The sequence below is a fragment of the Streptomyces sp. NPDC055025 genome, from assembly GCF_053608565.1.
Genome location: NZ_JBSGVS010000118.1, coordinates 1 through 14,040 on the forward strand (window position 1 = coordinate 1; position 14,040 = coordinate 14,040).

At 69.9% G+C, this 14,040-nt stretch carries 10 protein-coding genes; 4 read left to right on the forward strand and 6 right to left on the reverse strand.

Annotated features, from left to right (window positions below):
• Nucleotides 1-148: 148 nt before the first annotated feature.
• Both ACWGDX_RS38250 and ACWGDX_RS38255 read right to left on the reverse strand, forming a co-directional pair.
• Nucleotides 149-2,032, reverse strand: coding sequence for a discoidin domain-containing protein (locus tag ACWGDX_RS38250; protein WP_453633287.1), 1,884 nt, complete (start codon nt 2,030-2,032; stop codon nt 149-151).
• Between the two features lie 215 nt (nt 2,033-2,247).
• Nucleotides 2,248-3,225: a LacI family DNA-binding transcriptional regulator gene (locus tag ACWGDX_RS38255; protein WP_453633289.1), complete on the reverse strand. Its 978-nt coding sequence runs from the start codon at nt 3,223-3,225 to the stop codon at nt 2,248-2,250.
• A 349-nt stretch (nt 3,226-3,574) separates the two neighbouring features.
• Between ACWGDX_RS38255 and ACWGDX_RS38260 the strand changes: the two genes are divergently transcribed.
• Together ACWGDX_RS38260 and ACWGDX_RS38265 are read left to right on the forward strand one after the other, a co-directional pair.
• On the forward strand, nt 3,575-5,455 hold the full coding sequence (locus tag ACWGDX_RS38260; RefSeq protein WP_453633291.1) for a ricin-type beta-trefoil lectin domain protein: 1,881 nt from the start codon (nt 3,575-3,577) through the stop codon (nt 5,453-5,455).
• Nucleotides 5,456-5,529: 74 nt separating this feature from the next.
• Complete coding sequence (locus tag ACWGDX_RS38265) at nt 5,530-6,063, forward strand: hypothetical protein (RefSeq protein WP_453633292.1); 534 nt, start codon at nt 5,530-5,532, stop codon at nt 6,061-6,063.
• Between the two features lie 67 nt (nt 6,064-6,130).
• Here ACWGDX_RS38265 and cimA read toward each other — a convergent pair whose 3' ends face one another.
• The 3 genes from cimA to ACWGDX_RS38280 form a co-directional block, all read right to left on the reverse strand.
• Nucleotides 6,131-7,738, reverse strand: coding sequence for a citramalate synthase (gene cimA, locus ACWGDX_RS38270; RefSeq protein ID WP_453633294.1), 1,608 nt, complete (start codon nt 7,736-7,738; stop codon nt 6,131-6,133).
• A gap of 432 nt (nt 7,739-8,170) precedes the next feature.
• Nucleotides 8,171-9,259 (reverse strand): branched-chain amino acid aminotransferase, encoded by a 1,089-nt coding sequence (locus ACWGDX_RS38275; protein ID WP_453633296.1) that lies wholly within the window; start codon nt 9,257-9,259, stop codon nt 8,171-8,173.
• 260 nt (nt 9,260-9,519) lie between these two features.
• The gene (locus tag ACWGDX_RS38280; protein ID WP_453633298.1) at nt 9,520-10,566 is read right to left on the reverse strand and encodes a 3-isopropylmalate dehydrogenase; all 1,047 of its coding nucleotides are present in this window, start codon (nt 10,564-10,566) and stop codon (nt 9,520-9,522) included.
• Nucleotides 10,567-10,760: 194 nt separating this feature from the next.
• Here ACWGDX_RS38280 and ACWGDX_RS38285 point away from each other — a divergent pair, with 194 nt between their 5' ends.
• Nucleotides 10,761-12,371 carry a purple acid phosphatase family protein gene (locus ACWGDX_RS38285; RefSeq protein ID WP_453633300.1) on the forward strand — a complete coding sequence of 537 codons (1,611 nt, stop codon included), beginning with the start codon at nt 10,761-10,763 and terminating at the stop codon, nt 12,369-12,371.
• Nucleotides 12,372-12,560: 189 nt separating this feature from the next.
• Here the strand turns inward: ACWGDX_RS38285 and ACWGDX_RS38290 are convergent, their stop codons facing one another.
• Nucleotides 12,561-12,734 (reverse strand): hypothetical protein, encoded by a 174-nt coding sequence (locus ACWGDX_RS38290; protein WP_363083467.1) that lies wholly within the window; start codon nt 12,732-12,734, stop codon nt 12,561-12,563.
• A 387-nt stretch (nt 12,735-13,121) separates the two neighbouring features.
• On the opposite strand from ACWGDX_RS38290, the gene ACWGDX_RS38295 reads away from it, so the two are divergent.
• Nucleotides 13,122-13,964 carry a DUF1206 domain-containing protein gene (locus ACWGDX_RS38295; RefSeq protein ID WP_453633302.1) on the forward strand — a complete coding sequence of 281 codons (843 nt, stop codon included), beginning with the start codon at nt 13,122-13,124 and terminating at the stop codon, nt 13,962-13,964.
• The last annotated feature ends 76 nt before the right edge of the window (nt 13,965-14,040 follow it).

The following is a 14,040-nucleotide window of genomic DNA, read 5'->3' on the forward strand; positions in this document are numbered from 1 at the left end:
CCGCCGTCCTGGCGCCGGGCCGCGGTCTGACACGTGTGCCTCGCATCGTGCTCGTGCTCCTTGTGTCGCTGATGCCCCCGGCGGCTCTGGTGCCGCCGGGGGCTCCGTTACGCGGTTACGCGGTTACGCGGTTACGCCGATGGATCCGTTACTTCTGCTCGACCCGGACCCAGTCGATCTCGGCCTTGACGCCGCCCTGGGCGATCCGGTCGACGCTCGACTGCGGCAGGCCCCAGTAGGGCTGGGTGACCTTGTTCCAGCCCGCCGGATAGGCCCCGCCCAGCGCGAGATTGAGAATCACGTACTGGTTGTGGTCGAAGACCCACTTGCCCCGCGTGGACTCCAGCTTCTGGCGGGACGTCTCCTGCACCACCCGGTCGTCGACGGTGAAGCGCATGCCCTCGGGCTGCCACTCCACCGCGTAGGTGTGCCACTCGTCGGCCCGCCCGCCGTTCGGGAAGGTCTGCGTCCTGCCTATGTTGCCGTCGGCCGAGTAGCCGGGACCGTGCAGCGCGGTGCTGGTCCAGTCCCCGTACCCGATGTTCTCCATGATGTCCGTCTCGCCCGAGCCCGGCCACGAGACGGCCGGGTCGTCGACATCGCTGCCGAGCAGCCAGAAGGCCGGCCAGAAGCCGTCGCCGACCGGCAGCCTCATACGGCCGCTGACCTTGCCGTAGGTGAAGTCGAACTTGGTGTTGGTGTCGATACGGCCGGAGGTGAAGTCGTAGGTCCCGCCGCCGGGCACGGTGGTGCAGCCCTTGCAGTACTTCGACTCCAGGACCAGGCTGCCGTTCTCGGTACGGATGTTGTTCGGCGAGTCCACATAGGCCTGGGACTCCCCGTTGACCGAGTTCATCTCCGTACCGGTACGGACCACCCGCCACTTGTTGCGGTCCAGTCCCGAGCCGGTGAAGTCGTCGAAGAAGGTCGTACGGTAGGCGGCGCCGGAGTTCTTGGGCAGCGCCGCATAGGCCGCCGCCGCGGTGCCGCCGGTGCCCCAGACCTGGAACTCGTACAGCGAGTAACCGAACTGGGCGGTCGAGGGCGCCGGGTTGTAGAAGGAGCGGCGCTCCTTGCCCAGCATCCGGATGTAGCGGGCGGTCGCCGGGGTGGAGAGGGTGACGGTGTCACGCCGGCCCGCGGCCTCCCCCGGGGCCTTGATGTCGGCGCGGCGGGCCGCGACCTCACCGGCGGACGGCCGGTAGACCGTGCGCCAGGTCCGGTTGTCGTCGGAGACCTGGAGTTCGTAGTCGACGGCGTACGCCGCCTCCCAGTACAGGTCGACCGCCTCGATCCGGGACGGAGTGCCCAGATCGACACCGACCCAGCGGTTGGCGTTCCAGTCACTGGCCCAGCGGGTCTGGTCGCCCTTGAGATCCGCGGGCCAGCCCCCGTCGGTCACATAGGCGGGGGAATTCCCGGCGTGCTGGTAGAGATCGCCGTACGCCGGATGGTTGAGGGCGAGGTTGGTACGGGTGGTGGAGGCGGGCGCGGGCTCGCCTCCGTACACCTGGAAGGAGAAGAGGGAGTAGCCCCAGGCGGTCGCCCGCTGCACACCGCGCATCCGGACATAGCGCGCGGTGACTTCCTGGGGATAGGTGTGGGCGGTCACGGTGCCGCCGGTGCCGTCGGTCTCGGTGTAGAAGCTCGTCCAGTTCGTGCCGTCCTTGGAGGCTTCCAGGACGTACTGCTTGCCGTAGGCCGCCTCCCATTCGAGCTTGACCTGGTTGACGCGGATGACACTGCCCAGGTCGATCCTGATCCAGGCGGTGTCCGTGAAGTCGCTCGCCCAGCGGGTGGCGGCGTTGCCGTCGACGGCTCCCGAGGCCGGGGTGCCGGCGTTCTCGACGCCGGACGCGGTGACGGCGGCGGGGCTGGCGGCATAGGCCGACGCCGCCCGGTCGGTGTTCCAGGCCGCCGCCACGGCCGCGGCCTGGGCGGACTGCTCGGGTACGGGGGCGCTGAACGCGAGAGGGGCCGACAGCGCGAGAAGCGCCGCGGTGGCGGCCACCAGGGTCGTACGTGAGGGCATCGATGCCTCCGGTGGGGGGAGTGCGGGTGGGTGGAGCGATGTCCGTACGGGGTGCTGCCGTGCTGTGCGTGTGCTGAGCGCGGAGTGCTGAGCGGTGCTGGGTACCGCTGGGTGCCGGGTACCGCTGGTGTCCGTGCCGGGTGGCGCTTGGCTGTGTGGGGCGCCCGACCGTGGTCTCCGTGGCGGTCACGGAGCCTTCAGGCCTTGACGGGGTTTTACGGGGCCGACTTCCGCACGATCAGTTCGGTGGGCAGGACGACCGGTTCGTCCGGCGCGGACGCCCCGCCCAGATGTCCGAGCAGCATCGTCGCCGCCGTCTCGCCCATCTCACGCGCGGGCTGGTGGACGGTGGTCAGCGGCGGCTCGGTGTGCTGGGCCATCGGGATGTCGTCGAAGCCGACCACCGCGATGTCGTCGGGAACGCTCCGCCCGGCGGCCCGCAGGGCCCGCATCGCGCCCGCCGCGCTGATGTCGTTGTGCGCGAAGACGGCGTCGAAGGGGACCTGGCCGGCGAGGAGTTTCTCCACCGCGAGCCGTCCCGACAGCTCGGTGAAGTCCCCCACCACGACCAGATCGGTCGGCAGCACCTCACGGAAGCCGCTGAGCCGGTCGCGTACACAGCCGAACTGCGCGGGCCCGGTGATGACCAGGGGCCTGCTGCGTCCGTCGGCGAGCAGATGACGGGCCGCGGACGCGCCTCCCTCGCGATTGGTGGTCACGACGGAGGGAAAGTCCTCGGGGTGGCTGCCGCGGTCGTCGATCAGCACGACGGGCAGACCCTTGTGGTGCAGGCCGATGATGGTGTCGAGGGTGTTCTCGGGCTCGACCACGAGCAGTCCGTCGAACGCGCGGGCCGAGACCTGGGTGGTGAAGTGCTCCACCGACTCGGCGCCCCGGTTGCAGGTGAAGAGCAGCAGGCCGTAGCCGGCGGCCTCGATCGTGTCGACGACCCCCTGGAGGACCTCGGCCATCCACGGCCAGGTGAGCGAGGGCACCAGCATGCCGACCGTACGGCTGCTGCCACGGGCCAGTCCGACGGCGCCCGAACTGGGCACATAGCCGAGCTGGGCGATCACGGCTCTCACGCGGGCCGCCGTACTCCGGTCGACCTCACCCTTGGTATTGATCACCCGGGACACGGTCGTCTTGCTGACACCCGCCTGACGGGCGACGTCGGCGATCGTGACACGCATCGGGCCTCCGCTCCGAGGTGTGGAACCGGTACCGCAACCGCTTCCGGAACCGGTACCGGCGTTGGGCGGTGAGTTAACCGGCACGCAACACAGTCGTCAATACTTCACGTCGAGATTGGTCCGAACCTTTGTTACGTACCAGGCGGGCAGCAGGTCAGAGGCGTTATGCGTTCAGTTCGTGAACGCGCCCTCTCTTGACGGGAGTTCGCAACAGCAGTTCACTCACGCCGCAGGGAGCCGTAGCGCACCCCCACCCCGCACGACGCACCAAGCACCACGCACCACGCACCACGCACCACGCACCGAGTGCACCACCCCCCACATCTCTGCCGAGAAGGGCAGCAGTTCTATGTCGAGATCGACAGGTACCGGGCGCCGGCTGACGAGGGTTCTCCTCGCCGGCGCCCTCGCCACCGCCGGGCTCACCGGCCTCTCCGCGGGTACGGCCCAGGCCGCGGGCGAACAGGTCAACATCTGGCTGACGACGACGGACGACGCGGGCGGACGCCATGTCACCCGCGGGCTCCAGCAGCAGGCTCCCGTCACCTTCCAGCCGGGCAGCGGCGGCAGCGGGACGAACATCACCGTCGACGAGGGCACCCGCTATCAGACCTTCACCGGCGGCGGCGCCTCCTTCACGGACACCGCGGCCTGGCTGATGAAGGGCAGCGGAGCGCTCTCCCAGGCGACCCGTGACGACACGATGCGAAAGCTGTTCTCGCCGACCGAGGGCATCGGGCTCTCCTTCATCCGCAACCCGATGGGCGGTTCCGACCTCGCCCGGTTCGGCTACACGTACAACGATCTGCCGGCCGGTCAGACCGACCCCGCGCTCTCCCGGTTCTCGATCGCGCACGACCTGGCGGATGTGCTGCCGCTGACCAAGCAGGCCAAGCAGCTCAACCCGGCCCTGTCGACGATGGCCTCGCCGTGGACGGCGCCGGCCTGGATGAAGGACAGCGGACAGCTCAACGGCGGCTGGCTCAAGGCGGAGAACTACGGCACCTACGCCGACTACTTCGTCAAATACCTCCAGGCCTACCGCGACCAGGGCATACCGGTCGACTATGTCTCGGCCCAGAACGAGCCCACCTGCTGCGGCGGTTACCCGTCGATGAGCTGGAACGGCTCGGGTCTGGCGTTCTTCACCAAGAGCAACCTGCTGCCGAAGCTCCAGGGCGCCGGCCTGTCCACCAAGGTCCTGGCGCACGACTGGAACTGGGACACCTACGACGCGTACGCGGCCGAGACCGTGAACGACGCGGCGGTGCGCAACCACCCCAACTTCGGCGGGGTCGCCTGGCACGGCTACGGCGGGAACATCCAGAAGCAGACGGATGTCCACAACCAGTATCCGCAGCTGAACGCCTTCCAGACCGAGCACTCCGGCGGTACCTGGATCGCCAATCAGCAGCGCGAGGACATGGCGAACATCATCGACTACACCCGGCACTGGGCGAAGTCGGTGACCAAGTGGTCCCTGGCGGTGGACCAGAACCGCGGTCCGCACAACGGCGGCTGCGGCACCTGCGACGGTCTGATCACCGTCCACAACGGTGACGCGCGGCACGGCCAGGTCGACTACACCATCGAGTACTACACGATGGGTCATCTGACCAAGTTCGTGAAGCCGGGCGCGGAGCGTGTCGCCTCCACCGCCGGCACCACGGTCTCCAATGTCGCCTGGCGCAATCCCGACGGCTCCAAGGCGCTGATCGCTTACAACGACGGCTCCGGGGCGCAGCAGGTACGGGTCAACTGGGGCGGCCAGAACTTCAGTTACTCCCTGCCCGGCAAGACCTCGGCCACCTTCACCTGGGCGGGCACCCCGTCCGGCGGCTCGGACAGGACCGGCACACTGGTCGGACTGGGCGGCAAGTGCCTGGACGTGGCGAGCGGCAGCAACGCCAACGGCACGGCCGTACAGCTCTACGACTGCAACGGGTCGACGGCCCAGCGCTGGACCCTGAAGGCGGACGGCTCCGTACAGGCGCTGGGCAAGTGCCTGGATGTCGCGGCGGCGTCGACGGCCAACGGCGCGAAGGTCCAGCTCTACGACTGCAACGGGTCGGGGGCGCAGCAGTGGAGATACGAGTCGGGCTCGGCCGATCTGGTGAACGTTCCGGCAAACAAGTGCCTTGATGTGACGGGCAATTCGTCGGCGAACGGGACCACGACCCAGATCTGGACCTGCACCGGGGCCGGCAACCAGAAGTGGCGTCTGGCGTAGAGACCCCGATGTGATCCGGCCGTGATGCCTCCGTGCGTCCGCCCCTCCTACACTCCGCGAGGGGGGGTGGGCGCATGCGGCGTGTGATCACCGCGGTGACGGGGGCTCTGTGCGCGGCGGTACTGCTGACAGGGTGCGGCCCGCCGGATCTGGGGCTGGCGGCGCTGTGGAAGGGTGAGGACGGCCGGTGGTGGGCGGAGCTGCGGCCCTGCGGGGACGACCTTCTCAACTCCGCGCATCTCAGCGGCCGGCCCACCGAGGAGACCGAGGCGGCCGGTACCGGCGGCTCGCCGTCACCGGAACCGGAACCGGACATCGATGACAGCACCGGGTGGCGTGCCTGGTCCATGACTCCGACGGGGCGCGCCCGCTTCCCCCTCTTCGCACCCCCGGAATCATGGCGTGCCGAGGTGACGGGGCCGCGGGAGCCGCGCCCGGGATACACCTACGGCCTGACCTTCCGCGCCGGGGCCGATGACCGCGTCTATCTGGGGAGCGTCTTCGCGTCCACGGAGGAACTCGCCACGCTCAGGCCCGGCCAGGTATGGGCGGACGGCCGGGCCATGAGCATGGACGAGTTCGATGACGTCGTGGCGGACCAGTGCTGACCCGGGGCCGGGGCCCGGCCCAGGGTCCGGCGCGGGGCCAGGGTCCGGCGCGGGGCCGGGGTCCGGGCTACTCCGCCGGTTCGACGCCGGCCCTCAGCAGACCGTAGGTGTACGCGTCCTCCAGGGCCTGCCAGGAGGCCGCGATCACATTCTCGGCGACACCGACCGTGGCCCAGTCGCCGGTGCCGTCCGAGGTGGTGATCAGTACCCGGGTGGTGGACTCCGTACCGTGCCGGCCCTCCAGGATGCGGACCTTGTAGTCGACCAGCTCCAGCTTGGCGAGCTGCGGATAGATCTGCTCCAGACCGACCCGCATCGCCCGGTCCAGCGCGTTGACCGGGCCGTTTCCCTCCGCGGTGGCGACGATGCGCTCGCCCTTGGCCCACAGCTTCACGGTGGCCTCGTTGGCGTGCGTACCGTCGGGCCGGTCCTCGACGATCGCGCGCCAGGACTCCGTACGGAAGTAGCTGCGGGGCCTGCCCTCCGCCTCCTCGCGCAGCAGCAGTTCGAAGGAGGCGTCGGCCGCCTCGTACGTATAGCCCCTGAGCTCACGCTCCTTGACCCGGCCGACGACCCGGGCGACCAGATCGCGGTCGCCGCTCAGATCGATGCCGAGTTCCTTGCCCTTCAGCTCGATGGAGGCGCGGCCGGCCATGTCGGAGACGAGCATCCGCATGCTGTTGCCGACCAGTTCGGGCGCGATGTGCTGGTAGAGATCCGGGTCGACCTTGATCGCGGAGGCGTGGAGCCCGGCCTTGTGGGCGAAGGCGGAGACTCCGACATAGGGCTGGTGGGTGGAGGGCGCGAGATTGACCACCTCGGCGATGGCGTGCGAGATCCGGGTCATCTCGGCGAGCGCGCCCGCGGGCAGCACCCGCTTGTCGTACTTCAGCTCCAGGGCGGCGACGACCGGGAAGAGATTCGCGTTGCCGACGCGCTCGCCGTACCCGTTGGCCGTGCACTGCACATGCGTGGCGCCCGCGTCGACGGCGGCGAGGGTGTTGGCGACGGCGCAGCCCGTGTCGTCCTGGGCGTGGATACCGAGCCGGGCCCCGGTGTCGGCCAGCACGGTGGAGACGACGGCCTGGATCTGCGCGGGCAGCATCCCGCCGTTGGTGTCACAGAGGATAACCACATCGGCGCCGGCCTCGGCGGCGGCCCGTACGACCGACTTGGCGTACTCGGGGTTGGCGCGGTAGCCGTCGAAGAAGTGCTCGCAGTCGACGAAGACCCGGCGGCCCTGCTCCCGCAGATGGGAGACGGTGTCGCGGATCATCTCGACGTTCTCGTCGAGGGTGGTCCGCAGTGCCAGCTCGACATGGCGGTCATGCGATTTGGCGACCAGGGTGATCACCGGGGCACCGGACTCGATCAGCGCTCTGACCTGGGGGTCCTCCGATGCCTTGGCTCCGGGCCGCCGCGTGGAGCCGAAGGCGACGAGCTGGGCGTGCCGGAACTCGATCTCCTGCCGGGCGCGGGCGAAGAACTCGGTGTCACGCGGATTGGCACCGGGCCAGCCGCCCTCGATGAAGCCCACGCCGAACTCGTCCAGGTACCGGGCGATGGCCAGCTTGTCGGCGACGGTCAGATTGATGCCCTCACGCTGCGCCCCGTCGCGCAAGGTGGTGTCGAAGACATGGAAACTGTCGTCGCTCTCCGTGGACTCTGGGGTCATGGTGCGTTGCTCCTGTCGAGTGGATGGTCTGGCTCCACTTGCCCCCATCTTCGCGCGCCGCCCGTTTTCCGCCGGGGTGGGGCCGGAAAACGAAAAAACCCCTCGCGGGTGCGAGAGGTCTGCGCGCGGGTCTGAGGCACGGTGGCCGCGCCGTACATGGTGGTACGAGGCGATCACTGCGGACCGGCGCGCTTGCTGCCGATAATCATGGCGAGCGAGAGCACGAGCCGATTTTCGCATGGCTCGCGCGGATGGGCAGAAGTGTCTCACCATACGGTCGCATCCGGCTCGACCGCAGCTCACGACCGTACGGACGCGCCCCCGACCAGAGCGATCAGGGGCGCGTCCACAGCGGTTCGAGCGGTACGAGTCGTACGAGCGGCAGGTCATCCACCCGCCCGGCGGGTCAGCTCGGTGGGTCAGCCCGACGGGTCAGCCCAGCTCGTGCATCCAGCCATGGGGGTCGGGGGCCACGCCCCGCTGGATGTCCAGCAGGGCCGTACGCAGCTCCATCGTGACCTTGCCCGGCTCACCGCCCGACTGGATCCACTCGGCCCCCGCCGACTTGACCGTGCCGACCGGGGTGATCACCGCGGCCGTGCCGCAGGCGAAGACCTCGGTGAGGGTGCCGTTCTCGGTGTCGCGGCGCCAGTCCTCCTTGGAGATCCGGCCCTCCTCGGAGGTGTAGCCGAGGTCGCGCGCCACGGCGAGCAGCGAGTCACGGGTGATGCCCGCCAGCAGCGAGCCGGTCAGTTCCGGGGTGACGATGCGGTCTCCGTACACGAAGTACAGATTCATCCCGCCCAGTTCCTCGACCCAGCGGTGCTCCAGCGCGTCCAGATAGACCACCTGCTCGCAGCCCTTCTCCGCCGCCTCCGCCTGGGCGAGCAGGGACGCCGCGTAGTTGCCGCCGGTCTTGGCGAAGCCGATGCCGCCCGGCACCGCGCGGACACGGTCCTCCGAGAGCCAGACCGAGACGGGCTTCACCCCGCCGGGGAAGTACGCGCCGGCCGGGGAGGCGATCACCAGGAAGAGGTACTCGTTCGCGGGCCGCACCCCGAGTCCGACCTCGGTCGCGATCATGAACGGACGCAGATAGAGGGAGTCCTCGCCGCCGTGCGCGGGCACCCATGCCTTGTCCTGCTCGACCAGCGCGTCGCACGCGGCGATGAAGGTCTCGACCGGCAGCTCGGGCATCGCGAGCCGGCGCGCGGAGACCTGGAACCGCTCCGCGTTGGCCTCGGGGCGGAAGGTGGCGACCGTGCCGTCGGGGCGGCGGTAGGCCTTGAGGCCCTCGAAGATCTCCTGCGCGTAGTGCAGCGTCATGGTGGCCGGGTCGATCGAGAGCGGCGCGTACGGGACGAGTGCCGCGTCGTGCCAGCCCCGCCCCTCCGTCCACTTGATCGTCACCATGTGATCGGTGAAGTGGCGGCCGAAACCGGGGTTGGCCAGAATCGCCTCGCGCTCCGCGTCGGAGAGCGGATGCGCGGAGGGCTTGAGCTCGATCGTGGGCGTGGTCATGAATACTCTCGTCCTTCACCGGTTGTATATGACGGACCGCGCTCACGCCGCTACTGCTACTAGGACGTCCGAGCATTCCCGCATGCCGCGGCCCACGCAGATTATCGCGTGAACGGACGACGGAGGAAACGGGTGAATGCGGCCCAATGCCTGCCCAAGGGCTGCCCTGGGGATCCCTTGGGATGAGGGGGGCGGCACCCGGTGGCCGCACAGCACAGCCGCCGGGTCCCTGGACCCGGCGGCTGTAAGGAGTCGACGGGTCAGCTCGCTACGCGTACCGCGAGCGCGTCACCGATCTCGTCGGTCGTGCGCGCGGGAGCCGTGGTGTCCCGCGCGGCGAGGTCGGCCGCGACGGCCTCCTCGATCCGGACGGCCTCGGCGTCGAAGCCGAGGTGACGCAGCAGCAGCGCGACGGAGAGGACCGTGGCCGTGGGGTCGGCCTTGCCCTGGCCCGCGATGTCCGGCGCCGAGCCGTGGACCGGCTCGAACATGGACGGGAACGTACGGTCCGGATTGATGTTCGCGGACGCGGCCAGACCGATACCGCCGGAGACGGCGGCGGCCAGGTCGGTGAGGATGTCACCGAAGAGGTTGTCGGTGACGATCACGTCGAAGCGCTCCGGCTGGGTGACGAAGAAGATCGTCGCGGCGTCGACATGCAGATAGTCGGTGGTGACATCGGGGTACTCGCGACCGACACGGTCGAAGATGTTCTTCCACAGATGGCCCGCGTAGACGAGGACGTTGTTCTTGTGGACCAGCGTCAGCTTCTTGCGCGGACGGGCGTCCGCCCGGCGGTACGCGTCACGGACGACCCGCTCCACGCCGTACGCCGTATTGAGACTCACTTCCGTGGCCACCTCGGCGGGCGTACCGGTGCGCAGCGAACCTCCGTTGCCCGTGTACGGGCCCTCCGTGCCCTCGCGGACGACGACGAAGTCGATGTCCGGGCGGCCCGCCAGCGGTGTGGCCGTATGGGGGAAGAGCTTCGAGGGACGCAGATTCACATAGTGGTCGAAGGCGAAGCGGAGCTTGAGCAGCAGCCCGCGCTCCAGCACACCGGAGGGGACGGACGGATCGCCGATCGCGCCGAGCAGGATCGCGTCATGGCCCTTGAGGGCCTCCAGCTCCGCGTCCGGGAGGGTCTCCCCGGTACGGTGCCAGCGGCCGGCGCCGAGGTCGTACTCCTTGGTCTCCAGCTTCACATCCTGAGGAAGGACGGACGTCAGGACCTTCAGGCCCTGGGCCACGACCTCCTGGCCGATGCCGTCACCGGGGATCACTGCGAGATTGATGCTGCGAGACATGACGGCACCCTACTCCGCGTCCCATCCCATGACATGGTGCGTCCATTCTGTGGACAGACCGTGTCTCGCGACGGGCCGCGGCCCCTGTCCTGCCACCGACCGGGGCCGGCAGCACGGGCCTCGGGGCGCGGCTCGTCACCGATTCGATGCCCAGGATCCACGCGAAAGCCACCCACCGGTGTCACGGTCTGTCCATGGATACCCCTCGTGTCGGGATCCCCGACCACCTCGCCGCCCGTATGACCATGCCGGAACAGCATGAGTATCTGCGTGGCCGGATCGGCCGGGCCGGCCGGATCAGCAGGCGCGGGCTGCTGAGGGGCGGCACGCTCCTCGCGGGGACGGTGGCAGGCGCGGGGCTGCTCGGCTCCAGCGCGGGACCCGCCGGAGCCTCCGCGGGCGCCGCCCTCACCGGACCGGACTTCCTGGCCTCCCCGGCAACCGCCCGGGTCGACGGATCGCTGGTGGCGCCCTTCGGCCGCCATCTCGCCTTCGGCTCCGCCCCGAAGACCCGGATGACGGTCTCCTGGCAGGTGCCCTTCCCCGTCAGGAAGCCGTTCCTGCGGGTGGGACCGAAGCCCTGGGAGCTGAGCCGGCGGATCGAGGCGGAGGTACGGCCGCTGCACACCCCGTCCCTGTCGGCCGCACTGCCCGCGGTGGACCAGTACTACCTGCATGTGGCGCTGGAGCGGCTGCGCCCGGGGACCACGTACTACTACGGCGTGGGCCACGAGGGGTTCGACCCGGCGGACCCGCGCCGGCTGTCCACCATCGGCACCTTCCGTACCGCGCCCGCCGAGGCACGCGCCGAGTCCTTCGTGTTCACCGCCTTCGGCGACCAGGGCGTCTCGTACGACGCGCTCGCCAACGACCAGGTGATCCTGGGCCAGAACCCGGCCTTCCATCTGCACGCGGGGGACATCTGCTACGCGGACGGCAGCGGCCAGGGGTCCGCGTCCGACACCTACGACGCGCGGGTCTGGGACCAGTTCCTCGCCCAGACCGAGACCGTGGCCTCGCGGGTGCCGTGGATGGTGACCACCGGCAATCACGACATGGAGGCGTGGTACTCCCCCGAGGGCTACGGCGGCCAGAACGCGCGCTGGACCCTGCCGGGCGACGGTCCCGACCCGGAGAAGGCGCCGGGTGTGTACTCCTTCGTCTACGGCAATGTGGGCGTGGTGGCCCTGGACGCCAACGATGTCTCCCACGAGATCCGCGCCAACACCGGCTATACGGACGGCGCCCAGACCCGCTGGCTGGACCGGCGCCTCGGCGAGCTGCGCGCGGACCGGGACATCGACTTCGTCGTGGTCTTCTTCCACCACTGCGCGTTCTCGACGACCAGCGCGCACGCCTCCGACGGCGGGATCCGCGAGGCATGGGTGCCGCTCTTCGACAAGCACCGCGTCGATCTGGTCGTCAACGGCCACAACCACGTCTACGAGCGCACCGACGCGCTGCGCGGCGGCGCGACCGCCCGCCGGGTGGAGACCGGCGGATCCGTCAGCTCCGTACGGGACGGCATCGTGTACGTCACGGCGGGCGGCGCGGGCAAGGCCCTCTACAGCTTCCCGGTAGCGGACAGCTACGAGGGCCGCCCCGCCGAGCTGGAGTCCGTCCCCTCCTACAGCTGGTCCCCGGACGGCACCAAGACCCCGGAAACGGTGGAATGGTCCCGCGTCCGCTACACCGGCTTCTCGTTCCTCGCCGTCGAGGTGACAACGGGCCCCCGCCCGGAACTGAAGGTCACCGCACTCGCCGAGAACGGCGAGCGCGTGGACCACTTCACGGTCACTGGCTGAAAGCCACCTGACCTCAAGTCGACTCGGGGTTCTACGGTGATCGCGTTCCGGCGATCACTCGACAGAGGCTCGGGGCGACAGAGGCTCGGGGCCATGACAAGGCAACGGCGACCTGCCCGACCGAGCCACCCGTGGACACCTCTGCCCGCTCTGCCCGCCCGACGCGTCCGGGACCCGGACGCCGGGTGGTCAGTGGCCCGTCGCGCCGCCGTTGTCGCGGCGGTCCAGGGCGCGCTGGAGGGCGGCGGCGGCGTTCTTGCGGTCGGACTCGCTCGTACGGGGAGTGTGACGGACGCGGCGGACTGTTGTCTCGGCCATGATGATCGACTCCTTGAGATAGCTGAGCACGCGGTGGGGTCGCATGAGGCATCTACGAGGCGCCGGAAGGGGCGGGGGGCGTGCGCCGCAGGGGTTGCCTGCTGGGGGCGCCGGCCCACGACCGCCATTCGCTGGATGGAGCGAGACGTTCGGCCCTTCCACGCTAAGCGAGGGGAGCCGCTCTGTCTCCATATTTACTCGGACTTCCTACTATCTGAGACGGCACCCCCTCCGACCTGCGGGTATTCGATCCGGTGTCCGAATCGACGTCCGGTCGGTCCCGGAGCCCATCGTGGTCCGGAGCACATGGTCTCGGGGCACATCGCCCTCGCGCCGGTCGACCGTCGCCGCGCCCCCCGCACCGGAGGTCCCGTCCGGCCCTCGCCGTTTCCGGCCTCGGCACGGGGGAACCCGGATCCTCGGAGGTCAACCATGAACGCACGGACGGTGTCACTCGGCGGGCGGGGCAAGGCGCGGCAGGCGGCGAACAGTTCGGCCATGGACGTGGCGGCCCGCTGGGGCTTCGCCGCGCGCGGGGTGCTGTATCTGCTCATCGGCGTGCTCGCTCTCCAGATCGCCTTCGGTGGCGGCGAGGGGAAACAGGCGGACCGGGGCGGAGCCCTGGCGGAGGTGGCCGAGCAGCCGATGGGTTCCGTCCTGCTCTGGGCCCTGGGGTTCGGACTGACGGGCATGGCGCTGTGGCGGCTCTCCGAGGCGCTCTTCGGCGCGGCCGGTCCGGACGGGCACAAGACCGGCAAGCGGCTGCTCTCGGCGGGGCGCGCCGTCTTCTACGGGTTCGTGGCCTACTCGGTGCTGGCGTTCGCCGCCGGGGACGCGGGCAGCGGCAGCGGCTCCAGCGACCAGCAGTCCCGGGACATCACCGCCAGGGCCCTGGAGATACCGGGCGGCCGGTGGATCGTGGGGATCGCGGGTGTCGGCATCGCGGGCGCGGGGGTGTGGATCGGCACCCGCGCGGCTCTGCGGAAGTACCACAAGCATCTCAAGCTGAGCCGGATGTCCCGCCGGGAGAAGCGGTTCGTCGATGTCACCGGGGTGGCCGGCGGTGCCGCCCGGGGTGTGCTCTTCGCCGCGGTGGGGGTGTTCGTGGTGCGGGCGGCGGTCGCGTACGAGCCGGACGAGGCCAAGGGCCTGGACGACACGCTGCGCTCCTTCGCCGGGACCCCGGCGGGTCCGTGGCTGCTGGGCGCGGTCGCGGTCGGTCTGGCGCTGTTCGGGATCTTCTCCTTCATGATGGCGCGGCGTCGCACGGTGTGAGTCGCGCCGCCGCGCGGTGTGGGTCGCGGGGAGGGTGAGGGGTGCCGTGTCCCCCTCACCCGCCTCGTCATGGAAC

Excerpts from the sequence above, each read along its gene's own strand:
- ACWGDX_RS38250 (WP_453633287.1), bottom strand. The coding sequence starts at position 2,032 with ATGCCCTCACGTACGACCCTGGTGGCCGCCACCGCGGCGCTTCTCGCG.
- ACWGDX_RS38255 (WP_453633289.1), bottom strand. The coding sequence starts at position 3,225 with ATGCGTGTCACGATCGCCGACGTCGCCCGTCAGGCGGGTGTCAGCAAG.
- ACWGDX_RS38260 (WP_453633291.1), top strand. The coding sequence starts at position 3,575 with ATGTCGAGATCGACAGGTACCGGGCGCCGGCTGACGAGGGTTCTCCTC.
- ACWGDX_RS38265 (WP_453633292.1), top strand. The coding sequence starts at position 5,530 with ATGCGGCGTGTGATCACCGCGGTGACGGGGGCTCTGTGCGCGGCGGTA.
- cimA (WP_453633294.1), bottom strand. The coding sequence starts at position 7,738 with ATGACCCCAGAGTCCACGGAGAGCGACGACAGTTTCCATGTCTTCGAC.
- ACWGDX_RS38275 (WP_453633296.1), bottom strand. The coding sequence starts at position 9,259 with ATGACCACGCCCACGATCGAGCTCAAGCCCTCCGCGCATCCGCTCTCC.
- ACWGDX_RS38280 (WP_453633298.1), bottom strand. The coding sequence starts at position 10,566 with ATGTCTCGCAGCATCAATCTCGCAGTGATCCCCGGTGACGGCATCGGC.
- ACWGDX_RS38285 (WP_453633300.1), top strand. The coding sequence starts at position 10,761 with ATGGATACCCCTCGTGTCGGGATCCCCGACCACCTCGCCGCCCGTATG.
- ACWGDX_RS38290 (WP_363083467.1), bottom strand. The coding sequence starts at position 12,734 with ATGCGACCCCACCGCGTGCTCAGCTATCTCAAGGAGTCGATCATCATG.
- ACWGDX_RS38295 (WP_453633302.1), top strand. The coding sequence starts at position 13,122 with ATGAACGCACGGACGGTGTCACTCGGCGGGCGGGGCAAGGCGCGGCAG.